At 66.8% G+C, this 20340-nt stretch carries 23 protein-coding genes; 7 read left to right on the top strand and 16 right to left on the bottom strand.

What is annotated here, in order from left to right; all coding sequences use genetic code 11:
- Positions 1-10: 10 nt before the first annotated feature.
- A complete protein-coding gene (locus ACX93N_RS05630; protein ID WP_459427422.1) occupies positions 11-1441 on the bottom strand; it encodes a sodium:solute symporter family transporter in 1431 nt (476 codons plus the stop codon).
- A 135-nt stretch (positions 1442-1576) separates the two neighbouring features.
- On the opposite strand from ACX93N_RS05630, the gene ACX93N_RS05625 reads away from it, so the two are divergent.
- Positions 1577-1897, top strand: coding sequence for a c-type cytochrome (locus ACX93N_RS05625; RefSeq protein WP_459427421.1), 321 nt, complete (start codon positions 1577-1579; stop codon positions 1895-1897).
- On the opposite strand, the gene dsrP is transcribed toward ACX93N_RS05625, so the two are convergent.
- Genes dsrP through ACX93N_RS05610 form a run of 3 tightly spaced genes read right to left on the bottom strand, consistent with a single transcriptional unit; the run spans position 1887 to position 4657 of the window.
- On the bottom strand, positions 1887-3119 hold the full coding sequence (gene dsrP / locus ACX93N_RS05620; RefSeq protein ID WP_459427420.1) for a sulfate reduction electron transfer complex DsrMKJOP subunit DsrP: 1233 nt from the start codon (positions 3117-3119) through the stop codon (positions 1887-1889). The genes ACX93N_RS05625 and dsrP overlap by 11 nt on opposite strands.
- A gap of 10 nt (positions 3120-3129) precedes the next feature.
- The gene (locus ACX93N_RS05615) at positions 3130-4050 is read right to left on the bottom strand and encodes a 4Fe-4S dicluster domain-containing protein (protein ID WP_459427419.1); all 921 of its coding nucleotides are present in this window, start codon (positions 4048-4050) and stop codon (positions 3130-3132) included.
- Entirely contained in the window at positions 4028-4657 is a 630-nt protein-coding gene (locus ACX93N_RS05610) for a hypothetical protein (protein ID WP_459427418.1), read from the bottom strand. The genes ACX93N_RS05615 and ACX93N_RS05610 overlap by 23 nt, the downstream gene beginning before the upstream one ends.
- Before the next feature lie 190 nt (positions 4658-4847).
- On the opposite strand from ACX93N_RS05610, the gene ACX93N_RS05605 reads away from it, so the two are divergent.
- On the top strand, positions 4848-5531 hold the full coding sequence (locus ACX93N_RS05605; protein ID WP_459427417.1) for a TetR/AcrR family transcriptional regulator: 684 nt from the start codon (positions 4848-4850) through the stop codon (positions 5529-5531).
- Between the two features lie 89 nt (positions 5532-5620).
- The gene (locus tag ACX93N_RS05600) at positions 5621-5800 is read left to right on the top strand and encodes a hypothetical protein (RefSeq protein ID WP_459427416.1); all 180 of its coding nucleotides are present in this window, start codon (positions 5621-5623) and stop codon (positions 5798-5800) included.
- 26 nt (positions 5801-5826) lie between these two features.
- Here the strand turns inward: ACX93N_RS05600 and ACX93N_RS05595 are convergent, their stop codons facing one another.
- Together ACX93N_RS05595 and ACX93N_RS05590 are read right to left on the bottom strand one after the other, a co-directional pair.
- Positions 5827-7359 (bottom strand): S10 family peptidase, encoded by a 1533-nt coding sequence (locus ACX93N_RS05595; protein ID WP_459427415.1) that lies wholly within the window; start codon positions 7357-7359, stop codon positions 5827-5829.
- A gap of 89 nt (positions 7360-7448) precedes the next feature.
- The gene (locus tag ACX93N_RS05590) at positions 7449-7796 is read right to left on the bottom strand and encodes a hypothetical protein (protein ID WP_459427414.1); all 348 of its coding nucleotides are present in this window, start codon (positions 7794-7796) and stop codon (positions 7449-7451) included.
- Between the two features lie 127 nt (positions 7797-7923).
- Between ACX93N_RS05590 and ACX93N_RS05585 the strand changes: the two genes are divergently transcribed.
- The 4 genes from ACX93N_RS05585 to ACX93N_RS05570 all read left to right on the top strand — a co-directional run bounded on the left by ACX93N_RS05585 (position 7924) and on the right by ACX93N_RS05570 (position 12319).
- Positions 7924-9384 carry a coniferyl aldehyde dehydrogenase gene (locus ACX93N_RS05585; RefSeq protein ID WP_459427413.1) on the top strand — a complete coding sequence of 487 codons (1461 nt, stop codon included), beginning with the start codon at positions 7924-7926 and terminating at the stop codon, positions 9382-9384.
- A gap of 7 nt (positions 9385-9391) precedes the next feature.
- Entirely contained in the window at positions 9392-10435 is a 1044-nt protein-coding gene (gene glpQ, locus ACX93N_RS05580) for a glycerophosphodiester phosphodiesterase (protein WP_459427412.1), read from the top strand.
- Complete coding sequence (pyk, locus tag ACX93N_RS05575) at positions 10432-11889, top strand: pyruvate kinase (protein ID WP_459427411.1); 1458 nt, start codon at positions 10432-10434, stop codon at positions 11887-11889. The genes glpQ and pyk overlap by 4 nt, the downstream gene beginning before the upstream one ends.
- Positions 11890-12112: 223 nt before the next feature.
- Complete coding sequence (locus ACX93N_RS05570) at positions 12113-12319, top strand: cold-shock protein (RefSeq protein WP_459427410.1); 207 nt, start codon at positions 12113-12115, stop codon at positions 12317-12319.
- 93 nt (positions 12320-12412) lie between these two features.
- Here the strand turns inward: ACX93N_RS05570 and ACX93N_RS05565 are convergent, their stop codons facing one another.
- The 10 genes from ACX93N_RS05565 to lgt all read right to left on the bottom strand — a co-directional run bounded on the left by ACX93N_RS05565 (position 12413) and on the right by lgt (position 20337).
- Positions 12413-13744 (bottom strand): tetratricopeptide repeat protein, encoded by a 1332-nt coding sequence (locus ACX93N_RS05565; RefSeq protein ID WP_459427409.1) that lies wholly within the window; start codon positions 13742-13744, stop codon positions 12413-12415.
- Between the two features lie 4 nt (positions 13745-13748).
- Complete coding sequence (locus ACX93N_RS05560) at positions 13749-14354, bottom strand: energy transducer TonB (RefSeq protein WP_459427408.1); 606 nt, start codon at positions 14352-14354, stop codon at positions 13749-13751.
- Between the two features lie 5 nt (positions 14355-14359).
- On the bottom strand, positions 14360-14779 hold the full coding sequence (locus ACX93N_RS05555; RefSeq protein ID WP_350038178.1) for an ExbD/TolR family protein: 420 nt from the start codon (positions 14777-14779) through the stop codon (positions 14360-14362).
- 1 nt (position 14780) lies between these two features.
- A complete protein-coding gene (locus tag ACX93N_RS05550; RefSeq protein WP_459427407.1) occupies positions 14781-15191 on the bottom strand; it encodes an ExbD/TolR family protein in 411 nt (136 codons plus the stop codon).
- A gap of 39 nt (positions 15192-15230) precedes the next feature.
- Positions 15231-15752, bottom strand: a complete 522-nt coding sequence (locus ACX93N_RS05545; RefSeq protein WP_459427406.1) for a MotA/TolQ/ExbB proton channel family protein — start codon at positions 15750-15752, stop codon at positions 15231-15233.
- A gap of 10 nt (positions 15753-15762) precedes the next feature.
- The gene (locus tag ACX93N_RS05540) at positions 15763-17199 is read right to left on the bottom strand and encodes a MotA/TolQ/ExbB proton channel family protein (RefSeq protein ID WP_459427405.1); all 1437 of its coding nucleotides are present in this window, start codon (positions 17197-17199) and stop codon (positions 15763-15765) included.
- On the bottom strand, positions 17199-17981 hold the full coding sequence (locus ACX93N_RS05535; RefSeq protein ID WP_459427404.1) for a DUF3450 domain-containing protein: 783 nt from the start codon (positions 17979-17981) through the stop codon (positions 17199-17201). Before ACX93N_RS05535 ends, ACX93N_RS05540 begins: the two co-directional genes overlap by 1 nt.
- A gap of 189 nt (positions 17982-18170) precedes the next feature.
- Positions 18171-18704, bottom strand: coding sequence for a dihydrofolate reductase (locus ACX93N_RS05530; protein WP_459427403.1), 534 nt, complete (start codon positions 18702-18704; stop codon positions 18171-18173).
- Entirely contained in the window at positions 18704-19534 is an 831-nt protein-coding gene (locus ACX93N_RS05525; RefSeq protein WP_459427402.1) for a thymidylate synthase, read from the bottom strand. Before ACX93N_RS05525 ends, ACX93N_RS05530 begins: the two co-directional genes overlap by 1 nt.
- Positions 19531-20337, bottom strand: coding sequence for a prolipoprotein diacylglyceryl transferase (lgt, locus tag ACX93N_RS05520; RefSeq protein WP_459427401.1), 807 nt, complete (start codon positions 20335-20337; stop codon positions 19531-19533). The genes ACX93N_RS05525 and lgt overlap by 4 nt, the downstream gene beginning before the upstream one ends.
- Positions 20338-20340 lie beyond the last annotated feature (3 nt).

Here is a 20340-nt window from a genome sequence, read left to right as displayed (position 1 = left end):
TGTTGAATTGTCAAGGAAACTCCGAAGGACGAGTGGCGATGAGCCCCGCGAGGCCGAAAGCCAGCGCCGCAAAGATCGCCCAGGTTGCCGACACGGCCGGGTTCTCCACGCCGAACGCAAGGTTGAGCAGCAGGTGCCCGCCGAGGCCGATGGCGGCGGCGCCGACGACCACCCAGAGCGGGATGTGACGGCGCACCAGCACGCCGAAAAGCACCGGCACCAGGGAGGCGGCGGCGAGGCCATAAACACCTTTCTGGGCGAACAGGCCGATGAGCGGCGGCGGCTCCCAGGCGAGGGCGAGGCCGAGGGCGCCGACGGCCACGAGCACCCAGCGCGAGAGCGCCAGCCCGCTTTTCTCCGACCCGGTAAGCGGGCGGACGATGTCCGTCACCACCATCGCCGAGAGGGACACAAGGATGCCGTCGAGGGTGCTCATGCCCGCGGCGAGCAGCGTGATGAAGATAAAGACCAGCACGTACTCGCCCCAGGGGGAACTGCCGAACTCATGCAGCAGGTACTCGCGCACCACCGTGTCCTGGGCGTCGATCTCCAGCCCCGCCAGGCGGGCGTAGAAGCCGATCATGAGCATTAGCGTGAACAGCGCGCCCACCACCACCGTCGTGCCGATGAACAGGCTGATGTCCCGCTCGCTGCGCAGGTAGAGCACCTTGGTGAGGATATGCGGTTGCAGCATGAGGGCGAAGGTGATGACGAAGCCGCTCACGAACACCGAGAAGAAATCGAAGTAGAGGCTGCTCGAGGCATTGTAGGCCGCCGCGTAGTCCGCGCCGACGCGCGCCAGCGCGCCGCCGATGTCACCGCCGAAATACTTGTAGCCCTGCACGAACAGCAGCACGGTGACGCCCAGCATCATCACGCCCTGCAGCGTGTTGGTGTAGGCGTGGGCGTAGGTGCCGCCCATGAGCACGTAGGAAAAGACGAACAGCAGCACCGCCACCAGCGCGGTCTTCTGGTCCACGGGGAAGAGCCCGGTCACCAGCAGGCTGCAGCCAACGAGGATCAGCACCACGAAGGTGATCGACAGCAGGTTGATGAAGGCGAAGAAGAGACTGAAGCCGCGGTGATTGTAGCGGTAGAAGATCCACTGGGGGATGGTCAGCGCCGCGTGGCTCTCGCCGAGGCGGAGGAAGCCGCGGGTGAGCACCAGGAAGGCGGTGAGGATACCGAGGGAGCCGGCGACGCCGAAATGCAGGTAGGCGGACAGCCCGTGCCGGTAGACGAACCCCGGGTTGATGACGAAGGTCGCCGTGGACGCGATGGAGGCCGCCAGCGTGATACCCACCACCACCGGGTGCATGTCCTTGTTGCCAATGGAGAAGCCGGCGACGCTGGCGGTACGACGCATGCCGACGACGGAGAGGCCGTAGACGAGCAGCGCGTAGGCGCCCACCACGAGGTACTTGAAGAGTTCCGGGGTCATGGGCCGCCGATCCTTGTACTTATCGTCGCGGCAGCGTATTCAACGGTTGTTGAATTTGCAAGCCGGGCCTTGCGCGGGCGAAGCCGTCCGGTGCTATCTTTGGGGCACCTGCACCGCCAAAGAGGAGCGACAACCATGGGAACAGCCCGCCAACTGCTTGCTATCGCCTGGGTCGCGGGCAGCGCCGCTGCATCCGCCGGTGAGGACCCGGCCGCTCTCGCCGACAGCGCCGGCTGCGGCATGTGCCACCACGCGGAGCAGGCCATGCTCGGCCCGTCCTGGCAGGCCATCGCCGAGCGCTATGCCGGGGATGAAGGCGCCGCCGGGCTTCTTGCGCAACGCGTTCGCGAGGGCAGCCAGGGGGTCTGGGGCGAGGCGATGATGATGCCCACCCCGAAAGAGAAGCTGGGCGATGCCGAACTCGCCCGCGTGATCGACTGGATACTCAGCCGCTAGGGGCGATCCGCGACAGGAGCCGCGGCGCGCCGGCACGCACCTCGCCGAGCTCGATGGCGATGCTGGCCCGGGCCAGCAGCGTGAAGACCAGGGCGCCGAAGGCCCAGATGCCGAGGGCTAGCGTCAATTCCACGGCCGTGACACTGTACTCGAAGACCTCGCCCAGGGGCGTCGGAACGAAGCCCGGGACGACGAAGCCCATGCCCTTGTCGATCCAGATACCGACGAAGGCCAGCACGCAGGCGACGTTGAGCAGCCGCCGCTGCCGCCGCAGCGGATTGATGGTCAGGATCACCACCGCCACGACCAGCAGGGCCAGGGCCGACCACACCCAGGGCACCAGGCTGTTGGCGCCTTCCAGCCCGAAGTAGAGGTAGCGGATCGAGGCCGCATGGCTGCCCTCGTTGTAGAAGTCCGTGAACAGCTCGACACCGACGAAGAACAGCGAGACCTGGAGCGCCACGGCCATGATCAGCGCCAGCGTATCGATCACGCTGTCGGCCACCGGGTAGCGGGTGAAGCGCCGCACGGCCTGGAGCACGAGGATGATGAGCGCCGGCCCGGAGACGAAGGCGGTCGCGATGAAACGTGGCCCCAGGAGAGACACGCTCCAGAACGGCCGGGCGCTGCTGGCGGCGAAAAGGAAAGCCGTCACCGTGTGGATGGAGATGGCCCAGAACATGGCCAGCACCACCCAGGGGAAGTAGGCGCGAAAGTGCGGCTCCCGGCCCCGGTAGTGGCAGTAGTGCACGTAGAAGGGAATGGCCAGGTTCAGCAGCAGGTAGCCGCTGAGCACGACCACGTCCCAGGCCAGCAGCGACTCGGGCCAGTGCATGCGGCCGATGAGCGGCAGCAGGTGCAGGGCGCGGTCCGGCCGGCCCAGGTCCACGACCACGAAGAGCATGGCCGAGAGCACCGCGGCCACCGCCAGGCCCTCGCCGATGAGCACCACCGCCTTGATGTCCTGCCGGTGGAACACGTAGGCCGGGATCACCAGCAGCACCGCCGCCGCCGCGATGCCGACGAGGAAGGCGAAGTTGGCGATGTAAAAACCCCAGGACACCTGGTCGCTCATACCGGTGACGATGAGCCCCTGGCTGAGCTGTACCGCCCAGGCGCCGGCACCGGCCAGCACCAGCAGGGCGAGAAAGGCAACCCAGAGGCGGTAGCCGCGGCCGCCGCCGGCCATGGCACCCAGCGCATCGCGGATGAATCCGAGCATGCTCACCCCCTCAGTCCGTGAAGTACCAGAACTTCGGCTCCGTGCCGAGCTCTTCCTTCAGCCGGAACACCGGCTTGTTGGCGAGCACGTAGCGGATCTCGCTGTTCGGGTCCAGGAGGTTGCCGAAGATGCGCGCGCCCGTGGGGCAGGCTTCCTGGCAGGCCGGCTGGCGCCCCTCGCGGGTCCGCTGGGTGCAGAAGTGGCACTTCTCCACCACGCCTTTCGGCCGCGGCCGGTTGCCGAGGTAGTTCGTATCCGGGTTGATCTCCTCGGCGGGAATCTGCGGCTCGCGCCAGTTGAAGTGGCGCGCCCAGTAGGGGCAGGCGGTCATGCAGTAGCGGCAGCCGATGCACCAGTCGTAGTCGACCACGACAATGCCGTCCGGCTCCATCCAGGTCGCCTCCACCGGGCAGGCCTTCACGCAGGGCGGATCGTCGCACTGCATGCACTGCACCGGCAGGTAGTAGTGGCCGTCCACGGGCACCGTCTCGGGGTCGTAATAGTGCTCCGCCGCCTCCAGTTCCCGCGTGCCCTCGGGCATTTCCAGCACACGGATGTACTGCATCTGCGAGCCGCGGTCCTGGTTGTTCTCGCGCACGCAGGCCGACACGCAGTCCCGGTAGCCCTTGCACTTGCTGATGTTGAGGGCGTAGCCGAAGACCACGCCGTCCTGCGGCGGCGTATCCCGGCAGGTGATGTCGACGCCGTAGCGCCGCTTCGCCCGCCGCTCGATGCGGTCCAGGGCGTCGGCGATCTCCTCGTCGCTCATGCGCTGGTAATGGTCCTGGAAGAAGCTGCCCATGGCGTCCAGGAAGGTGCTGCCGCCCCAGGCCGGGCCGGCGGCCGTCCCGCCCGCGACCGCCGCTCCGGCGGCGCCGAGAAAGCGGCGGCGGCCTGCATCGATGCCATCACTGTCCTTCTGCTGGCTCATGGTCCTCCTCCTTGGCGACGGCCCAGGGCGCGCCATGGGCGTCGGCGTCGAGCTCGGGACGGGAAAGGCCGGCGCGCACCGGCGGCGGCGGCTCCGGGGCCCGCGGGCGCACCGCCGGTGCGTGCGGATCGTGGCAATGGGCGCAGCTGTAGATGCGCCGATCGCCCTGCCAGTCGGCCACCCGCTTGCCGTGGGCACCGAAGACCCAGTCCCGGTGCGGGGTGTAGTGGCACTGGGCACAGACCCGGTCCGCGCGGTTGAAGCTCACGCGTTCGCCGGCCAGGGTGTGCAGTTCGTTGCGGCCCTCGCCGGCGTGGCAGTCGAGGCACCACAACCGGCCGTCGCCGTGGTCCAGGGCCGCCGGGTGCGGCGAAAACAGCTTGCGCCGCTCGCGGTTCGGCGTCATCTGGTCGTGGCAGGCCGCGCAGGGGTAGAACTTCAGTTCCCCCTGGCGCGGCACGACCTCGAAGGCGGGCGCGTTCACGTAGCCGTCGAAGGGGGCCGGCGGCGCCGGATCCGGCGCGTCGGTCACGGGGTTGCCGCGCAGGGGCCGATGACCGTTTTCCGGCGCGGGGAGCTCGGCGAGCGCGAGAGCGGCAAGCAGCAACGTGCCGGCTCCGATGACTGATGCCCCCGGCCGGCGCCGGGAACTGCGGGAAAATCCCATCGCAAACCCTCCTGGACGGGCGGGTCGACACTGTGCCTCGCATGCTCCCGTCGCAGCGGCCCGGCTGCCATGATCCCGATCAAGGGAGCTGGCTCTTGCGCCGGGCGGCGCGCTACTCAACAATCGTTGAATGCCCGAGACAACCGAGACGCCCATGGATGACCGGACCCGCTCCCGCCCGGAGCGCATCCTCGACGCCGCCGAGGAACTGTTCGCGCTGCACGGCTATGACGGCGTCACCCTGCGCCAGATCGCCCGGCGCGCAGGGGTGGACGTCGCCCTCGCGAACTACCATTTCGGCAAGAAGATGGACCTGTTCCAGGCCGTGTTCGAGCGCCGCGCCGCCTACCTGAACCAGGCCCGCCGCGACGCCCTGCACCGCTGCCAGCGCGAGGCCGCTGAAGCGGGCGAGGCGGGGCCGACCCTCGAGCAGATCATCGAGGCCTTCCTGCGCCCGCTGGAACTGGCCCAGGAGACCGGTGACGCGGGCTGGCGCCACTACCTCGCGCTCATCGCCTATATCAACAACAGCCCCTACTGGGGCCCGAAGATGATGTCGCACCTCTTCGATGCGCTGGTGCAGGAATTCATCGCGGCGCTGGCGAAGGCCCTCCCCGGCGCGCGCCGGGAAGACCTGTACTGGTGCTACCACAACCTGTCCGGGGCGCTGACGCTGACCCTGGCGCAGACGAGGCGCATCGACAATCTCTCCGGCGGTCTCTGCCGCTCGGAAGACCTGCAGGCCGCCTACGACCACATGATTCCCTTCGTGGCCGCGGGATTCCGGGAAGTCTGCGGCGAACGCGGCCACTGAGTCACCCGGGGCTTAGCACCCCGCAGAAGTCGCTAGAATAGCGGCCCGGCGAAATGCCCCCACTCCACTTACGTCCGCCAAGGAATCCCATGAACATCGGTCTTGTCCTGCTGCTCAACGCACTCACGATTGTCGGCGTCGGCCTCTTCGCCCGTGCCTGGATGCGCGGCCTGCGTTTCGGTGAACGGCTGGAGGCCCGGCAGAAAGCGGATCGGGAAAGGCGGGAGGCGCGGCGCGCCCGGCTGGAGCTCGAGCAGACGAACTCCTGAGCGCGCCGCGACGGCGTCAGCCGTCGTCAGCGACCGTCAATGAAGGCCCCCAGGTCCGCCTTGAAGCGGGCCATGGATTCCGGGTGCACGTACATCATGTGCCCGGCCTCGTAGTGCCTGAGGACCAGGTTCTTGCGCACCGCCTCCGGCAGGTCCATGTGGGCGATGACGTACTCGGTTGCGCCGTAGGGCGTGGCGAGGTCGAAGTAGCCCTGCTGTACCAGCACCCGCATGTTCGGGTTCTGGGCCATGGCGTAGGCGAGGTCCACGGCGGTATTTGACACCGGCTGCGTACCCCAGGCGCCGGGCTGCTCGTGGCGCCAGTCCCAATCGCGGTACAGGCCCGCGGAGGTGACGTAGCTGCGGTCCGTCTTCACGCCCAGTGCCTCGCGGTAGTAGTCGTTGAAGGAGGCCACGAAGGCCGGGCCGATCGCCGGGAAGAAGGGATCGTAGCGGAAGGTCTCGGCGATGTGGTTGATCGCCTCGCCGGCGAAGCGCGAGTCGATCCGGCCCACGGTCTTGCGCCGGTCGCGGAGCACTTCCTTGGCGAAGCGCGACTCGTCCATGCGCAGGTTGGCCCGGTCCCAGTAGTCCGCACTGATGCCCGTGAAGCGCTCGAGGCCCGCGAGCACCTCGGCACGCTCCTCGGCCGTGGCGCGGCTGCCCTTCAGGAGCACCGGCGCATAGGTCTCGTGGGCGAAGGTCTCGGCCTCGGCCAGGAAGGCGCGCAGATCGTCCGGCCGCTCGTCGACGGCCTCGTGGTACCAGGCCGTGGCGGCGAAGGTCGTGAAGGTGTTCACGTTGGCGAGGTCGTTCTCCGCACCATTGTTGCCGGCGATGAAGTCCATGTAGGGGGAAACCAGGATCACGCCATCGAGGGAGATGGTGTGCTTGGTGAGCAGTTCATAGGCGACACCGCCGGAGCGGATACCGCCGTAGCTCTCGCCGAGGAGGTACTTCGGGCTGGCCCAGCGGCCGTGCTCGGAGAGGTAGCGGGCGATGAAGTTGGCCACCGACTCGATGTCGTTGTCCACGCCCCAGAAGTCCTCACCCGTGGCCTCGCCGACGGCGCGGGAAAAGCCGGTGCCTACCGGATCGATCATGACCAGGTCGGCCTTGTCGAGGACGCTGAACTCGTTGTTCACGCGCTCGAAGGGCCCGGTGGTATTGAAGCTCACGTCCTCTACCACGGTGCGCTGCGGCCCGAGGATGCCCATGTGCAGCCACATGGAGGCCGAGCCGGGCCCGCCGTTGTAGGCGAAGAGGATGGGCCGCTTCGACGCGTCGCCGCCCTTCTTCTCGTAGGCCGTGTAGCCGAAATGGGCGATGGGGTCGCCGTCGTCATTCTTCATGACCAGCGTGCCGGCGGTGGCCCTGTAGTCGATCGTCTTGCCATCGATGCGCACCGAACCGTCACTCTCGAAGTGCAGCGGTTCCGGGATCGCCTTTTCAGCCTCGGAGGCCTCAGCGGCCGCCGCGGCGTCGTGCTCGCCGGCAAGAGCGCCGGCACCCAGGAAGCCGGCAAGGAACAGGGGGAGGATCGTGCGTTGCAGGAGCATCGGTTACCTCTTTTGTCGTGTTTGGGACATCGTCCAGGAAAGGCATGCTGGCGCTTCCTGCGCCAGGCAAGAGCGCCATTTAACCACAGCTAGAGGCCGGTCTCTTCCTCGAACTCGCGGGCCGCCCGCTGCTGGCGTTCGTAGCGCGCGGTCCCCCGCTGGGCCTCGCTGGCGCGGAGGCGGTCGCGGTAGCGCTGCCGGCGGTAGTGCGCCACGAGGGCGGGAAAACGTTCGGGCTCTTCCTCACCGGCGATCAGCGCCTCGATGAAGGCGATGTCGATGCCGACCCGGTAGGCGATGCGGGCGGGACGGATCCGGTGCGCGTGGAACTCGGCGACGATCGCCACCTGCTTGTCGCGGTCGTAGGGACAGGTGCGCGAGTAGCCGAAGGGCGGCGACGGCGTGCGGGGGTCGGGGCTGGGGGGCTCCTTGGCCATGGCCGGTGTTCTAGCAACTCCACCCGGGCTGCGCAAGCGGCGTCCTTAGCATTTGTGCCTGCGCCCTCATATACTGGATGGCCCACGAACCATAAAGACAGCAACCGCCTCCGGCGAGGAGCACCCCATGAACGCACCGCAGACCGTCAGCCAGGCCGGCGACACCGAGACCCGCATGCAGGAAACCCTCGAGGCCCAGCGCGAGGACTTCCTCCGCGAGGGGGCGGTGAGCGCCGAAACCCGCATCGACCGTATCGATCGCGCCATGGACGCCGTTCTCAAGCACCAGGACCGGCTCTGCGAGGCCCTGGACAGCGACTTCAGCTGCCGCGCCCGGCAGGTCACCCTGCTCACGGACGTGGCCGCCTCGGTGCAGCCCCTCAAGCACGCGAAGAAGCACCTGCGCCAGTGGATGCGGGGCGAGAAGCGGCCGACCAACTTCCCGCTGAACCTGCTCGGCGGCCGCTCGCGCATCGAGTACCAGCCCCTGGGCGTGGTCGGCGTGATCTCCCCCTGGAACTTCCCGGTGAACCTCACCTTCGGCCCGCTGGCGGGCATCCTCGCTGCCGGCAACCGGGCCATGATCAAGCCCTCGGAGTTCACCCCGGCAACCTCCGAGGTCATGGCGGAGATGGTCGCCGAGGCCTTCGAGCCGAAGGAAGTCGCCCTGTTCACCGGCGGCCCGGAGGTGGGCCAGGCCTTTTCCGCCCTGCCCTTCGACCACCTGCTGTTCACCGGCGCGACCTCCGTGGCCCGGCACATCATGACCGCCGCGGCACGAAACCTCGTGCCCGTGACCCTGGAGCTCGGCGGCAAGTCCCCGGTGATCATCTCCCGGAGCGCGGACCTCGAGGTCGCCCTTGAGCGGGTCATGCTCGGCAAGACACTGAACGCGGGCCAGATCTGCCTCGCCCCGGACTACCTGCTGGTACCGGAAGAAAAGCTCGAGGACGTGATCAGCGCCGCCGCGGACGCGGTGAAGCGCATGTACCCGAAGCTCCTGGGCAACCCGGAGTACACCGCGATCGTCAACGACCGGCACCACCAGCGCCTTTCCGGCTACCTCGACGAGCTCGCCGAGCGCGGCGCGCGGGTCATCGCCCTGAATCCGGCCGACGAGGACTTCGGGGCCCAGGCCGGCAGCCGCAAGCTCCCGCCGACGCTGATCCCCGAGCCGCCGGAGGGCAGCAAGGTCATGGAAGAGGAGATCTTCGGCCCGCTCCTGCCGATCCGGACCTACGGGGACTTCGAGGAAACCATCCGCTACGTGAACAGCCAGCCGCGCCCGCTCGCGGCCTACTACTTCGGCACCGACCCGGCCGAGGAGGAAGCAGTGCTGACCCGAACGACGTCCGGCGGTGCCTGCATCAACGACGTGATCATGCACGTCATGCAGGAAGAGCTGCCCTTCGGCGGGGTCGGCCCCGCCGGCATGGGCGCCTACCACGGCGAGGCGGGCTTCCGCACGTTCAGCCACGCCAAGTCCATCTACCGCCAGTCGAAGCTCAACGTGGCGAAAATCGGCGGGATGCTGCCGCCCTACGGTCCGGCGACGGAGAAGACCATCAAGATGCAGGTAAAGAAGTAGGCCATCGGTGACGCGGTGGCAGCCGTTCTTCCGTCCCGCCGCGATCCCCGGGCTTCTTCCGGCGCTCGCCCTCCTGCTGGCGGCAGCGGGCGCAGCCGCCGTGGCTGATCCCCTGGTCATCGCCCACCGGGGCGCCAGCGGGTACCTGCCGGAGCACACGCTCGCGGCGAAGGCGCTGGCGCACGGCATGGGCGCGGACTACATCGAGCAGGACGTGGTGCTCACTGCCGACGGTGTGCCGATCGTTCTCCACGACATACATCTCGACGGCACGACGGATGTGGCGCGGCGCTTTCCGAACCGGGCGCGCGCCGACGGCCACTGGTACGCGATCGACTTCACCCTGGCGGAGATCCGCACCCTGGCGGCCGGCGAGCGCCGCGGCGCCGACGGCGAACCGGCCTTTCCGCAGCGCTTCCCCGCCGATCGTCCCCTTTTCACCGTTCCCACCCTCGCCGAGGAAATTGCCCTCATCGACGGCCTGAACCGCAGCCGGGACCGGCGCGCCGGCCTCTACCTCGAACTCAAGGGCGACCATTTCCACCGGGCCGAGGGCAGGGACCTGCCCGCCGCCGTGCTGCGGGTGCTCGACGCCGCGGGCTACCACACGGCGGAAAGCCCCGTGTTCCTGCAGAGTTTCGATCCGGCGACGCTCCGGCGCCTGGCAGACGAATTCCGCTCGCCGCTGCCGCGCATCCAGCTGATCGCCGAGAACGACTGGGGCGAAGTGCCGGGCGTGGACTACGAGCGGCTGATCACCGACGAGGGGCTCGCCGAGGTGGCCCGTTATGCGGCCGGGATCGGCCCCTGGATCGGGCAGCTCTACCGCGGGCGCGATGCGGGCGGCAAGGCGATCGTCACGGGCCTGGTGGAACGCGCGCACGGCGCCGGGCTGCTCGTGCATCCCTACACCTTCCGCAGCGACGCCCTGCCCGCAGGCATCGACAGCTTCGACGCGCTTCTTGCGCTCTTCGTGGACCGGCTGGGCGTCGACGGCCTGTTCACGGATTTCCCGGACCGCGCCCGCGCCTATCTCCAGGGGAGCCAGTGACCCAGCCCGTCCATCGCCGAACCAAGATCGTTGCTACCATCGGCCCCGGGAGCGAAAGCGAGGCCATGCTCGGCCGCCTCGTCCGCGCCGGCGTCGATGTCTTCCGCCTGAATTTCAGCCACGGCACCCCGGGGCACCACGCCGAGGTGGCCCGGCGGGTGCGCGAGGAAGCGCGTCGCGCCGGCCGCTACGTGGGTATCCTGGCCGACCTGCAGGGGCCGAAGATCCGTATCGCCGGCTTCCGCGACGGCCATGTCACGCTCGAAAGCGGCGACAGTTTCCGCCTCGACGGCAGTCTCGGCGAGGAAGACGGCACGGCGCGAGCCGTGGGCTATGGCTTCCGGGAACTGCCGCAGTACCTCGCCCCCGGCGATACGCTGCTCCTCGATGACGGCCGGCTGCGCCTGCGGGTGGACGATATCACCGGGTCCGCCATCGACTGCACCGTCGAACTCGGCGGCACGCTGGCGGCGCGCAAGGGCATCAACCGCCTGGGCGGCGGCATCGCGGCGCCGGCGCTCACCGGGAAGGACATCGCCGACATCCGCAGCCTCGATGCGGTACAGCCCGACTTCGTTGCCGTTTCCTTTGTCTCAAGTACCGAGGACATCCGCCTGGCCCGCGAACTGCTCGAGGAGCGCGGCCTGGCACCGGCGCTCGTGGCCAAGATCGAACGGGCCGAAGTCGTCGGCAACGAGCAGGTGTTGAACTCGATCCTGAAGGCATCGGACGGCATCATGGTGGCCCGGGGCGACCTGGGCGTGGAGGTCGGCGACGCCGAGCTGATCGGCATCCAGAAGGACCTCATCTCCCGCGCCCGCAAGAGCGACCGGGTGGTGATCACGGCCACCCAGATGATGGAGTCGATGATCGAGAGCCCCATGCCGACCCGCGCGGAGGTTTTCGATGTGGCCAATGCCGTGCTCGACGGCACGGACGCGGTGATGCTCTCCGCCGAGACGGCCGTGGGCCGCTACCCGGTCGAGGTGGTCGGCGCCATGGCCGATGCAGCCATGGGCGCGGAGCGGCACCCGGTGGCGCGGACTTCGCGCTACCGCCTCGAGCGCGAGTTCGGCAGCGCCCAGGAAACGACCGCCATGGCGGCCATCTATGCCGCCAACCACTACCGTCGCGTCCGCGGCATCGCCTGTCTCACCGAGTCGGGCACCACGCCGCTGCTCATGTCCCGGCTGAGTTCCGGGCTGCCGATCTTCGCGCTTTCCAGCCGCGACCGGACATTGCAGCGCCTCAGCCTCTGCCGGGGCGTCATCCCGCTGTACTTCGACGCCTCGGCCTTCACGGGTACGGCCCCGGATGCTGTCGAAGAGCGGGCTGTCGAGTTCCTGCTGTCCCGCGGCTACCTGGGCCGGGGCGACGAACTGCTGCTCACCCGCGGACAGGTCCTCGGGAAGCAGGGCGGTACCAACCTGCTGACGGTACTACCGGTCCCCTGAGCGGAGGCGAAACGGCGCAAGGACCCGAAATGTGAATATTCCCATTTCGCCGTTGCATGTTGCGGCCGAAGCAACAATCAACTGCTACACTAAAAATGCCGGGGTGCCCGGCACGTTTATGCGCACGGTCGAAGATCCTTCCAGTTCCTCGGTTCGTTACCCATAAGTGTTCAATTGGATTTTCCGGTGGGCTAGCCACCGGGTTTCAGAAAGGTAATTCAGTATGTCTACAGTAACCGGCACCGTTAAGTGGTTTAACGAGACCAAGGGCTACGGCTTCATCGAGCAGGAAGGCGGCCCGGACGTGTTCGTCCACTTCAGTGCAATCAAGGGTGATGGCTTCCGCACGCTGAGCGACGGCCAGAAGGTCGAGTTCACCGTCGCTAACGGCCAGAAGGGTCCCCAGGCCGAGAACGTCGTCGCGCTCTGACGCGGCGTCGCCGGGGAGAAAAAAAGGGAGCCTAGAGGCTCCCTTTTTTTGTTTCGCCGGTTTTTGTTGCTCCGTCTGCCAGCGCCGAGCGGGTCAGCCCTCGGCGAGTTTTTTCTGGCGGTCGATCTCCGAGTTCATGTACTTGATCCATTGGCGGGCGTATTGCTTGGAGCGCTCGTCGCGCCCGGCCGCCCGGAAGGCATCCCGGGCCTTCTCGTACTGGTTGGTGTTGAAGTACGCCATGCCGAGCACCAGCCGCGCGTTATCCGGTCGCTTGACGCCCCCGCGCTGCAGGCCCTTGTTGATCGACTCGATCGCCTTGTCGTACTGCTCGCCGTCGAGGTAGATGCTGCCGAGGCGCGCGTAGAGGTCACCGGAGTCGGACTTGGCCGCGGCCTTCTCCATCGCGGGGATCGCCCAGTCGATCTCCTGCGCCTGGCGCCAGGCACCGGCGAGGAGCTCCCAGTTCTTGGACTTGTCCTCGACGATCTCTTCCTTGAGACCCTCGCGGAGTACCTTGCCGGCCTTGTAGGGGACACTCTGCGCCAGAAACAGGGAGGCGACGTTGCGATACTCGCCATCCTTCTCCAGCAGGTCCAGGTCGTAGGCCGTCTCCATGGCCGCCAGCTGCCGCGACTCGTTCTGCCGCTCGGAGTAGATGTAGCTGAGCTGCACCCAGTACTGCTTCTTCGGGTAGAAGAAGAGCAGTTCCTCGAGCATCGCCTGGGCATTGTCGAGCTGGTTCTTCTCCATGTACAGGAAACGGGCGAGGTTGAACCACTGCTCCTTCGGAATCTTGTTCTTGTCCCGGTACATGGCGATGGCCGTCTCGATGTTCCTGAGCGCCTCATCGTAGTCCTTGAGCTGGTAGTAGCCCTGGGACAGCAGCACGTAGGCGTTCGCGTTCGGCGTATCGGTGAGCTCGAACCACTCCTTGAGGGCGGCAATGCCCTCGCGCCAGCGCTCCTGCACGAAGTACAGCTGGGCAATGGTGTAGCGGGTGTTGATCTCCATGGCCAGCGGAATTTCCGGCTGCCGGACCACGTTCTCGTAGGCCTGCAGGGCCTTGTCGTAGTCTTCGTTGGAGTAGTGGATGAACGCGTACAGGTTGTAGACGTTGGCCAGCTCGTAGCTGTTGAGCTCGTTCTTGCCGCTCGAGCGCTTCAGCATACCGTCGAGAACCTTCGCCGCCTCGCCGAGCTGCTTCTCCTCGGCGAAGGCCTGGGCCTCGGCGAGCTTCTCATACACCTTGTTGCGGAGCGCCGGGGTACGGCGCGTTTCCTGCTCTTCCTTCTCTTCCTGCGCGGCGGCGGTGCCGAAGGCCTGGTAGCCGGCGCTCTGCTGCAGCTGCGTCAGGCCGACCTGGAGGGCCAGCGCCGGTACGGCCAGCAGCCCGGCGCGGAAGATGACGTTTGCCTTGCTCATCGGCCTAGTTCTCCAGCTCATAGGTGAACTTGTTCTGGACCCCGGCCACCTCGATGGCCTCGCCGTCGACGACGCGCGGCTTGTACTTGAACTTCTCCGCGGCCTTGACGGAGGCGCGCTCGAAGACACCCGAGGGCTCGCAGTCCACGGGCCGCGGGTCGCGGATGGAGCCGGACTTGGTCACCGTGTACTCGACGATGCAGTAGCCGGTGATCCCCCGCGTCTGTGCCCGCCGCGGGTAGATCGGCGCCACTTTCACGATGGGCAGATACTCGCCGTCGCCGGCGGACATCCCCGAGGAGCTGATGGACACGTCCACGCTCGCACCGGGGGCAACGTTCGCCACGTTGAGGTCGGTATCGAAATCAACCTCCATCGGCTCCATTTCCGGCGGCGGCTCTTCCGGATCCTCGACCTTCTCCGGCTTGGTTTCCTTCACATTGATGTCGATTTCCCGCTCGGGCACCACGATATCGGCGATCTTGCGGTTCTTGACGTCTTCCTGCTGGTATTCCCGGTCGATGAGGGCCTGCATGAGGAAAAACAGGCCCAGGGCGACGGGCACGGCCACCAAAGCACCAACCAGGGACCTGACTAGACTGTTGCCCATCTCGCTTATACCTCGTCATCCGTTGAAATACAGGGCGGCGACGTCAGCAGGGGACGCACCTCGTCATAGACCTGCTCGACAACGAAGGCCGGCGTTTCGCGGTCGACCTGGATGACCAGGTTCGCCTGCGGCGCTTCCTTCTTGGCGACCTCCGTGAGGCGGGCCACCCGCTCCAGCGGTACCTTGTTCTTGTTGTAGTGGATATCCCCGCGGCCATCAACCGCGAAGATGATGGTCCCCCGGGGGCACTCTTCCTGCGTCGTCGCCTGCGGCTTGAACAGCTCGACACCGGGCTCCTTGACGAAGGACGAGGTGACGATGAAGAAGATCAGCATGATGAACACGACGTCCAGCATGGGCGTCAGGTCGATCTGGCCGGCTTCCTCTTCGGCGGCCTTCTTGGCCGCGGCTTCTCTCATGCTCATGTCAGCGATTCCCCGCGCTGGCCCAGTTCACCGCCATGGCGCCCGCCTCGCGCGCGGCATCTGCCACGTCGACGACGCTGTTGGCCGTGGCGCCCTTCTCCACCTTGATCGTCACGGCCTGCTCCGGGTCCGAGGCGAGGAGACGCTGGATATTGGCGCGCACGGCGCGGGCGTCGACGCGACGGTTTTCCATCCAGATCTGGTCGTTGGCGTGGATGTTCACCAGGATACTGGTCGCGTCCGACGGGTCCGACTGGTTCTTGTCCGGCCGGTTGACTTCAATCCCCGCCTCCTTGATGAAGGAGGCGACGACGATGAAGAAGATGAGCATGATAAAGACCACGTCCAGCATGGGCGTGAGGTCGATATCCGCCTGCTCGTCCGCTTCCTGGTTCTTGCCAAGTCTGCGCATTAGCTGTTTACCCTGTGCTTGGGATCAGAGTGCTCTGGATCAGTGGTCAGAGGTCAGCTGATCCTGCAGGTACTCCTGCTCCCGGTTGGCGATCCGCGTGAGGTAGGTGTTGGCGAACAGGCCCGAGAGGGCCGCCACCATGCCCGCCATGGTCGGGATGGTGGCGCGCTCGACGCCACCCGCCATGGACTTGGCATCACCGCCACCGGTGACCGCCATCACGTTGAACACTTCGATCATCCCCGTCACCGTGCCCAGCAGCCCCAGCAGGGGGCAAAGGGCCACCAGGGTGGTGATGAGGGGGAGGTTCGCGTTGATGTGCTCCTTCGCCTGGGAGAGCAGGCGCATGCGGATCTGCTTCGCGTTCCACGACTTGCGCTCGGAGCGGCCTTCCCAGGCACTGATGACCTGGTAGACCTCCTTGCGCCAGGCGAGCTTGAAGAACCAGATCCGCTCGAAGATCAGGGTCCACATCACGAAGACGAGGATCGCGATCAGCCAGAGCACGTTCCCGCCCTTGTCCATGAAGGCGAGAATGGTTTCAAAGAATCCTCCCGACATGGTGATCCTCCTAGGCCTTGCTGCCGCCTTCCGAGTGCTCGGCGACGATGCCCGTCGCCTGCTCGTTCAGCACATGGATGATGCGCTGGGCGCGGCCGTTCACGACCGTATGCAGGAGCACCGTCGGGATCGCCACCAGCAGGCCCAGTACCGTGGTCACCAGGGCGCTGGAGATACCGCCGGCCATGGCCTTCGGATCGCCGGCACCGAAGATGGTGATGGCCTGGAAGGTGATGATCATACCCGTCACCGTACCGAGCAGACCCATGAGCGGGGCGACGGCGGCGATGATCTTGAGCAGCGTGAGGCCGGACTCGAGCTTCGGCGTCTCGCGCATCACGCCCTCGGCCATCTTAAGCTCCAGGGTTTCCGGATCCATGCTCGGGTTGTCCTCGTGAATCTTGAGAACGCGGCCCAGCGGGTTGTTGGTGTTGGCGCTGGAGCTCTTCAGCTGGCTGCTGACCTTGGCGCTGGTGGCCGAGAGCACGATCAGGCGGAAGATGGCAAGCAGCAGTGCGAAGACACCGATCGCGGTGATCGCGTAGCCCACGTAGCCGCCCTGGTGCCAGCGCTCCTCGATGGTCGGGCTGTCGATGATCGCCGCCAGGAAGGAGCCGCCGGTCGGGCCGGTCGGGTCGATACCGAACTTGTGGAAGCCGCTGCTGGCGTTGGCGAGCTCCTTCGCCCAGCTGTTGTAGCCGCCACCGGGCTGCCGCGGCAGCACGCTCAGGTGATCGTTGTTGTAGGACAGGTAGTTGCCATCCATGTCGACGACGTTGAAGGCGCCGATCCGGACCACTTCACGCTCGGCGCGCTCGCCGCTGGCCGTCGCCACTTCCGTGTTAAAGCGAACGACGTTGCCGGTCTCGCTGATCTCGCGCAGCATCTCGTACCAGACGCGCTCGATCTCGGAGATCTTCGGCAGCGTATCGGACGTGCTCATCTTGTCGATGAGATCGGTCAGGAAGTCGCCGCGGTTCGGGTACTGGGCCGAGACCAGGGACACTTCCAGGTTGGACTTCAGGTCGCCGGCGGCGGCGGTCAGGTGACCGAACAGCTCGGTGAGGGCGCCGAGGCGCTCCTTGAGCTGGGCCTGCTTGTCGGCGATGAGCAGCTCGTTCTCTTCAAACTGGTCCTCGAGCTGCGCGGAGATGCGCTCCTGGCGGGCGCGCTCGGCTTCGGCTTCCTTCAGCAGCTGCGCCTGGTTGGCCTTGTCCCGGGCGAAGCGCTGTTCGCGCTCGCGGTTCTCCTGCTGCTCGGCGACCTGGCCGCGCTTCACGAACTCGAGGAGTTCTTCCAGGCTCTTGGCGGCTTCGGCGCGCTTGTCGACTGCCGGCTCAACCGGGGCTTCACCGGCCGCCGCGTCATCCTGGGCGTTGGCGACACCGGCCACGGTGATGAAACCGCCGAGGGCAACGGCGGTAATCAGCTTGTTGAACAGATCCATTATTCAGCCTCCGGTGCAGCGACGGGCATGTTGAGGAGTTCGATGGCAGCCTGCTTCTTGGCGATGCGAACGCCCTTGCGGATGGCATTGCCGTATTCACCGGCCGGGAGCGGGTCCCAGGCACGGGTTTCGTTGTTCCAGACGCCGGCTTCGGAGCCGTCGGTGGTCTGATAAACGAGCGCGATGCGGCCGATGCGCAGGAAGTCGACGTCGCGGGTGACGCCGTTCAGCTCGATCGTATCGCTGTAGGTCTCAAAGCCGCGGCCGTACTGCAGCTCGATGTTGTAGGCCTCGAGAACCTGGCGGAATTTCTCGGCGACGGTCAGGTCGGAGCGGTCGACGTTGTCACGCAGGAACTCGATGCGCCGCTGGCGCTCGTCGAGGTTGAACGGCACGTCCATCTCGACGAACTGCTCGAGGCCGTCGATCATGCGCACCACCAGGGCCGGCATCTGCCGCTGGGTGATCTGGACCTCGTCAATGGACGACTCGATGTCGGCGATGCGCTTCTCCTGGTTGGAGATCTGGCGCCGCAGCCGGTCGTTGTAGACCTTGAGGCCGTCAATCTGCTTGTTGACCGCCTTGTAGTCTTCGAGCAGGTCCCGGGTCTCTTCCGCAAGGCGGTCGATCTTCGCCTGCGACTGGCGGGCTGCTTCGTTCTTTTCCTCGCTGACGTCGAGGACCTCTTCAAGCGTCGCCGACTGCGCGATGACGGCACCACCCAGCAGGGCGGAAGCGGTCAGCAGCGGCAGCAGCACATTCTTCAGTCGATAGGTATTCATGGGAATAGTGCTTCCTATAGCCAACATAAGTTTCTGAACTGATGGGGGAGAGACCCGGTTGCGCTTTTAGTAGAAACAGACAGCGTCTTCTGTGTGAGCGTCGAATCTAAGCAGATACGTCTCTCAATTTCAAACCTCTTCAAAAAGGAGGGGATCATGGGCCGCAGTGTGAACGGGAGTGTTACGTTTCTACACACGCCCAGCTCCATCCGTAACGCCCTCGCGATCGTAAACCAGGAAACTGTAGGCCCAGGGATTCTCCCCGCAGGCCGCGTGCTCCTCCCGGGCCACCTCCCGGAACTGTGCCCAGTCCACGGGCGGCAGGACGACGTCCCCGGGGATGTCGCCGTGAACGCGGGTGAGGTAGATCCGCTCGACCCGCGGCAACGCCAGCGCGTAGAGCCGGGCGCCGCCGATGAGCATCACCTCCTCGACGCCATCGGCTTCGGCCACTTCCGCGGCGACGGCAAGCGCCTCTTCGAGACCGTGGACGACGCGCACGCCCTCGGCCTCGAAGGCCGGGTTGGTCGTGACCACGATATTGCAGCGGCCCGGCAGGGGCCGGCCGATGCTGTCGAAGGTGCGCCGGCCCATGATGACGGGCTTGCCCATGGTGACCCGGCGGAAATAGCGAAGATCTTCCGGCAGCCGCCAGGGCAGGGCGTTGTCGCGGCCGATCACGTCATTCTGTGCAGCGGCGACGATCATGGCGAGGCGCGCCATCAGACGGCCACCGGCGCCGGGATGTGCGGGTGCGGATCGTAGCCGCGCACCTCGAAATCCTCGAAGCGGTAGTCGTAGATCGTCGGCGGGCGCCGCGCGATATGCAGCGTCGGCAGGGGCCGCGGCTCGCGGGCGAGCTGCGTGCGCACCTGCTCGAGGTGGTTCAGGTAGATGTGCGAGTCCCCGGTGGTGACGATGATCTCTCCGGGCTCGAGGTCGCACTGCTGGGCCAGCATGTGCGTGAGCAGCGCGAGGCTGGCGGTATTGTAGGGCAGGCCCAGGAAGCTGTCCGACGAGCGGATGTACAGCTGCGAGGACAGGCGCCCGCCGGCGACGTAGAACTGGTACAGCAGGTGGCAGGGCGGCAGCGCCATGCGCCCGGCGCGCACGTTCTCCTGGGGGCTCCTGGATTCGTCCGGCAGGTAGCCCACGTTCCAGCCGTGGAAGAGAATGCGGCGGCTGTCGGGGTTGTTGCGCAGCGTATCGACCACGTAGTCGACCTGGTTCACCGGGCCCTGCTCCGTAGGCCAGGCCGTCCACTGGGCCCCGTAGATCGGGCCGAGGTCCCCTGCTTCCGTCGCCCACTCGTCCCAGATGCTGACGCCGTTGTCGTTCAGCCAGCGGGTGTTGGTGTCGCCGCGGAGGAACCAGAGAAGCTCATTGGCAATGCTGCGGAAATGCAGCTTCTTGGTCGTGAGCAGCGGGAAGCCGTCGGCCAGGTCGTGCCGGTACTGGCGCCCGAAGACCGAGAGAGTCCCGGTGCCGGTGCGGTCGCCCTTCTCGACACCGTTGTCGAGGATGTCGCGGAGCAGCTCGAGGTAGGGTTTCATCGGAGCGCGCCCTCCGCCGCGCGGCCGCGGCCGTAGGCCAGCCACAGCAGGAAAAGGCCCACGGCGATCATGGGCAGGCAGAGCAGCTGGCCGCGGGTCACCCAGCCGAAGGCCTGGAAGCCGAGGTGCGCATCCGGCTCGCGGAAGAACTCGGCGAAGCTGCGCAGGAGGCCATAGCCCAGCGCGAAGACGCCCGAGGCGGCCCAGGTCGGGCGCGGCCGGCGCGTGAACCAGAGCAGCACCGCGAACAGGAGCATGCCCTCGAGGGCGAACTGGTAGAGCTGCGAGGGGTGCCGGGGAAGCTGCAGCGGATCGTTCGGGAACACCATGGCCCAGGGTACGTCCGCCGGCCGGCCCCAGAGTTCCTGGCCGATGAAATTGCCAAGGCGCCCGAGAGCGAGCCCCAGCGGCGCCAGCGGCGCGACGAAGTCGAGCACGCGGCCGAAGGCAATCTGCTCGCGGCGGGCCAGGAACCAGCCGGCGAGGACCACGCCGAGGAAGCCGCCGTGGAAGGCCATGCCCCCCTCCCAGACGCGAAGGAGCCAGGTCGGGTCCTCGGCCAGGCGCTCGCCGCCGTAGAAGAGCGCGTAGCCGATGCGCCCGCCGAGAACGACGCCGAGGGCGCCGAAGAAGATGAGGTCGTCGACCTGGCGCCGGTCGAGCGGCGCACCCGGCGCGCGGCTGCGCCGGAGCGCGAGCCACCAGGCGAAGCCTAGGCCGGCGAGGTAGGCGAGGCCGTACCAGTGGACCTTGAGCGGGCCGATGGCGATGGCCACCGGGTCGATCTCGGGATAGCTGAGCACGGC

The sequence above is a fragment of the Pseudohaliea sp. genome (assembly GCF_054552115.1).
The sequence above is the reverse complement of the archived record's forward strand: the minus strand, read 5'-3'. Positions and strand labels throughout refer to the sequence as shown.

Bases quoted from the DNA above. Each gene is read 5' to 3' on its own strand.
- ACX93N_RS05585 (WP_459427413.1), top strand. From the start codon at position 7,924: ATGAACGCACCGCAGACCGTCAGCCAGGCCGGCGACACCGAGACCCGC.
- ACX93N_RS05545 (WP_459427406.1), bottom strand. From the start codon at position 15,752: ATGTCGGGAGGATTCTTTGAAACCATTCTCGCCTTCATGGACAAGGGC.
- ACX93N_RS05530 (WP_459427403.1), bottom strand. From the start codon at position 18,704: ATGGCGCGCCTCGCCATGATCGTCGCCGCTGCACAGAATGACGTGATC.
- ACX93N_RS05570 (WP_459427410.1), top strand. From the start codon at position 12,113: ATGTCTACAGTAACCGGCACCGTTAAGTGGTTTAACGAGACCAAGGGC.
- ACX93N_RS05550 (WP_459427407.1), bottom strand. From the start codon at position 15,191: ATGCGCAGACTTGGCAAGAACCAGGAAGCGGACGAGCAGGCGGATATC.
- ACX93N_RS05605 (WP_459427417.1), top strand. From the start codon at position 4,848: ATGCCCGAGACAACCGAGACGCCCATGGATGACCGGACCCGCTCCCGC.
- ACX93N_RS05615 (WP_459427419.1), bottom strand. From the start codon at position 4,050: ATGAGCCAGCAGAAGGACAGTGATGGCATCGATGCAGGCCGCCGCCGC.
- ACX93N_RS05595 (WP_459427415.1), bottom strand. From the start codon at position 7,359: ATGCTCCTGCAACGCACGATCCTCCCCCTGTTCCTTGCCGGCTTCCTG.
- ACX93N_RS05540 (WP_459427405.1), bottom strand. From the start codon at position 17,199: ATGGATCTGTTCAACAAGCTGATTACCGCCGTTGCCCTCGGCGGTTTC.
- ACX93N_RS05625 (WP_459427421.1), top strand. From the start codon at position 1,577: ATGGGAACAGCCCGCCAACTGCTTGCTATCGCCTGGGTCGCGGGCAGC.
- ACX93N_RS05535 (WP_459427404.1), bottom strand. From the start codon at position 17,981: ATGAATACCTATCGACTGAAGAATGTGCTGCTGCCGCTGCTGACCGCT.
- ACX93N_RS05555 (WP_350038178.1), bottom strand. From the start codon at position 14,779: ATGAGCATGAGAGAAGCCGCGGCCAAGAAGGCCGCCGAAGAGGAAGCC.
- ACX93N_RS05525 (WP_459427402.1), bottom strand. From the start codon at position 19,534: ATGAAACCCTACCTCGAGCTGCTCCGCGACATCCTCGACAACGGTGTC.
- ACX93N_RS05590 (WP_459427414.1), bottom strand. From the start codon at position 7,796: ATGGCCAAGGAGCCCCCCAGCCCCGACCCCCGCACGCCGTCGCCGCCC.
- ACX93N_RS05560 (WP_459427408.1), bottom strand. From the start codon at position 14,354: ATGGGCAACAGTCTAGTCAGGTCCCTGGTTGGTGCTTTGGTGGCCGTG.
- ACX93N_RS05565 (WP_459427409.1), bottom strand. From the start codon at position 13,744: ATGAGCAAGGCAAACGTCATCTTCCGCGCCGGGCTGCTGGCCGTACCG.
- dsrP (WP_459427420.1), bottom strand. From the start codon at position 3,119: ATGCTCGGATTCATCCGCGATGCGCTGGGTGCCATGGCCGGCGGCGGC.
- ACX93N_RS05630 (WP_459427422.1), bottom strand. From the start codon at position 1,441: ATGACCCCGGAACTCTTCAAGTACCTCGTGGTGGGCGCCTACGCGCTG.
- ACX93N_RS05600 (WP_459427416.1), top strand. From the start codon at position 5,621: ATGAACATCGGTCTTGTCCTGCTGCTCAACGCACTCACGATTGTCGGC.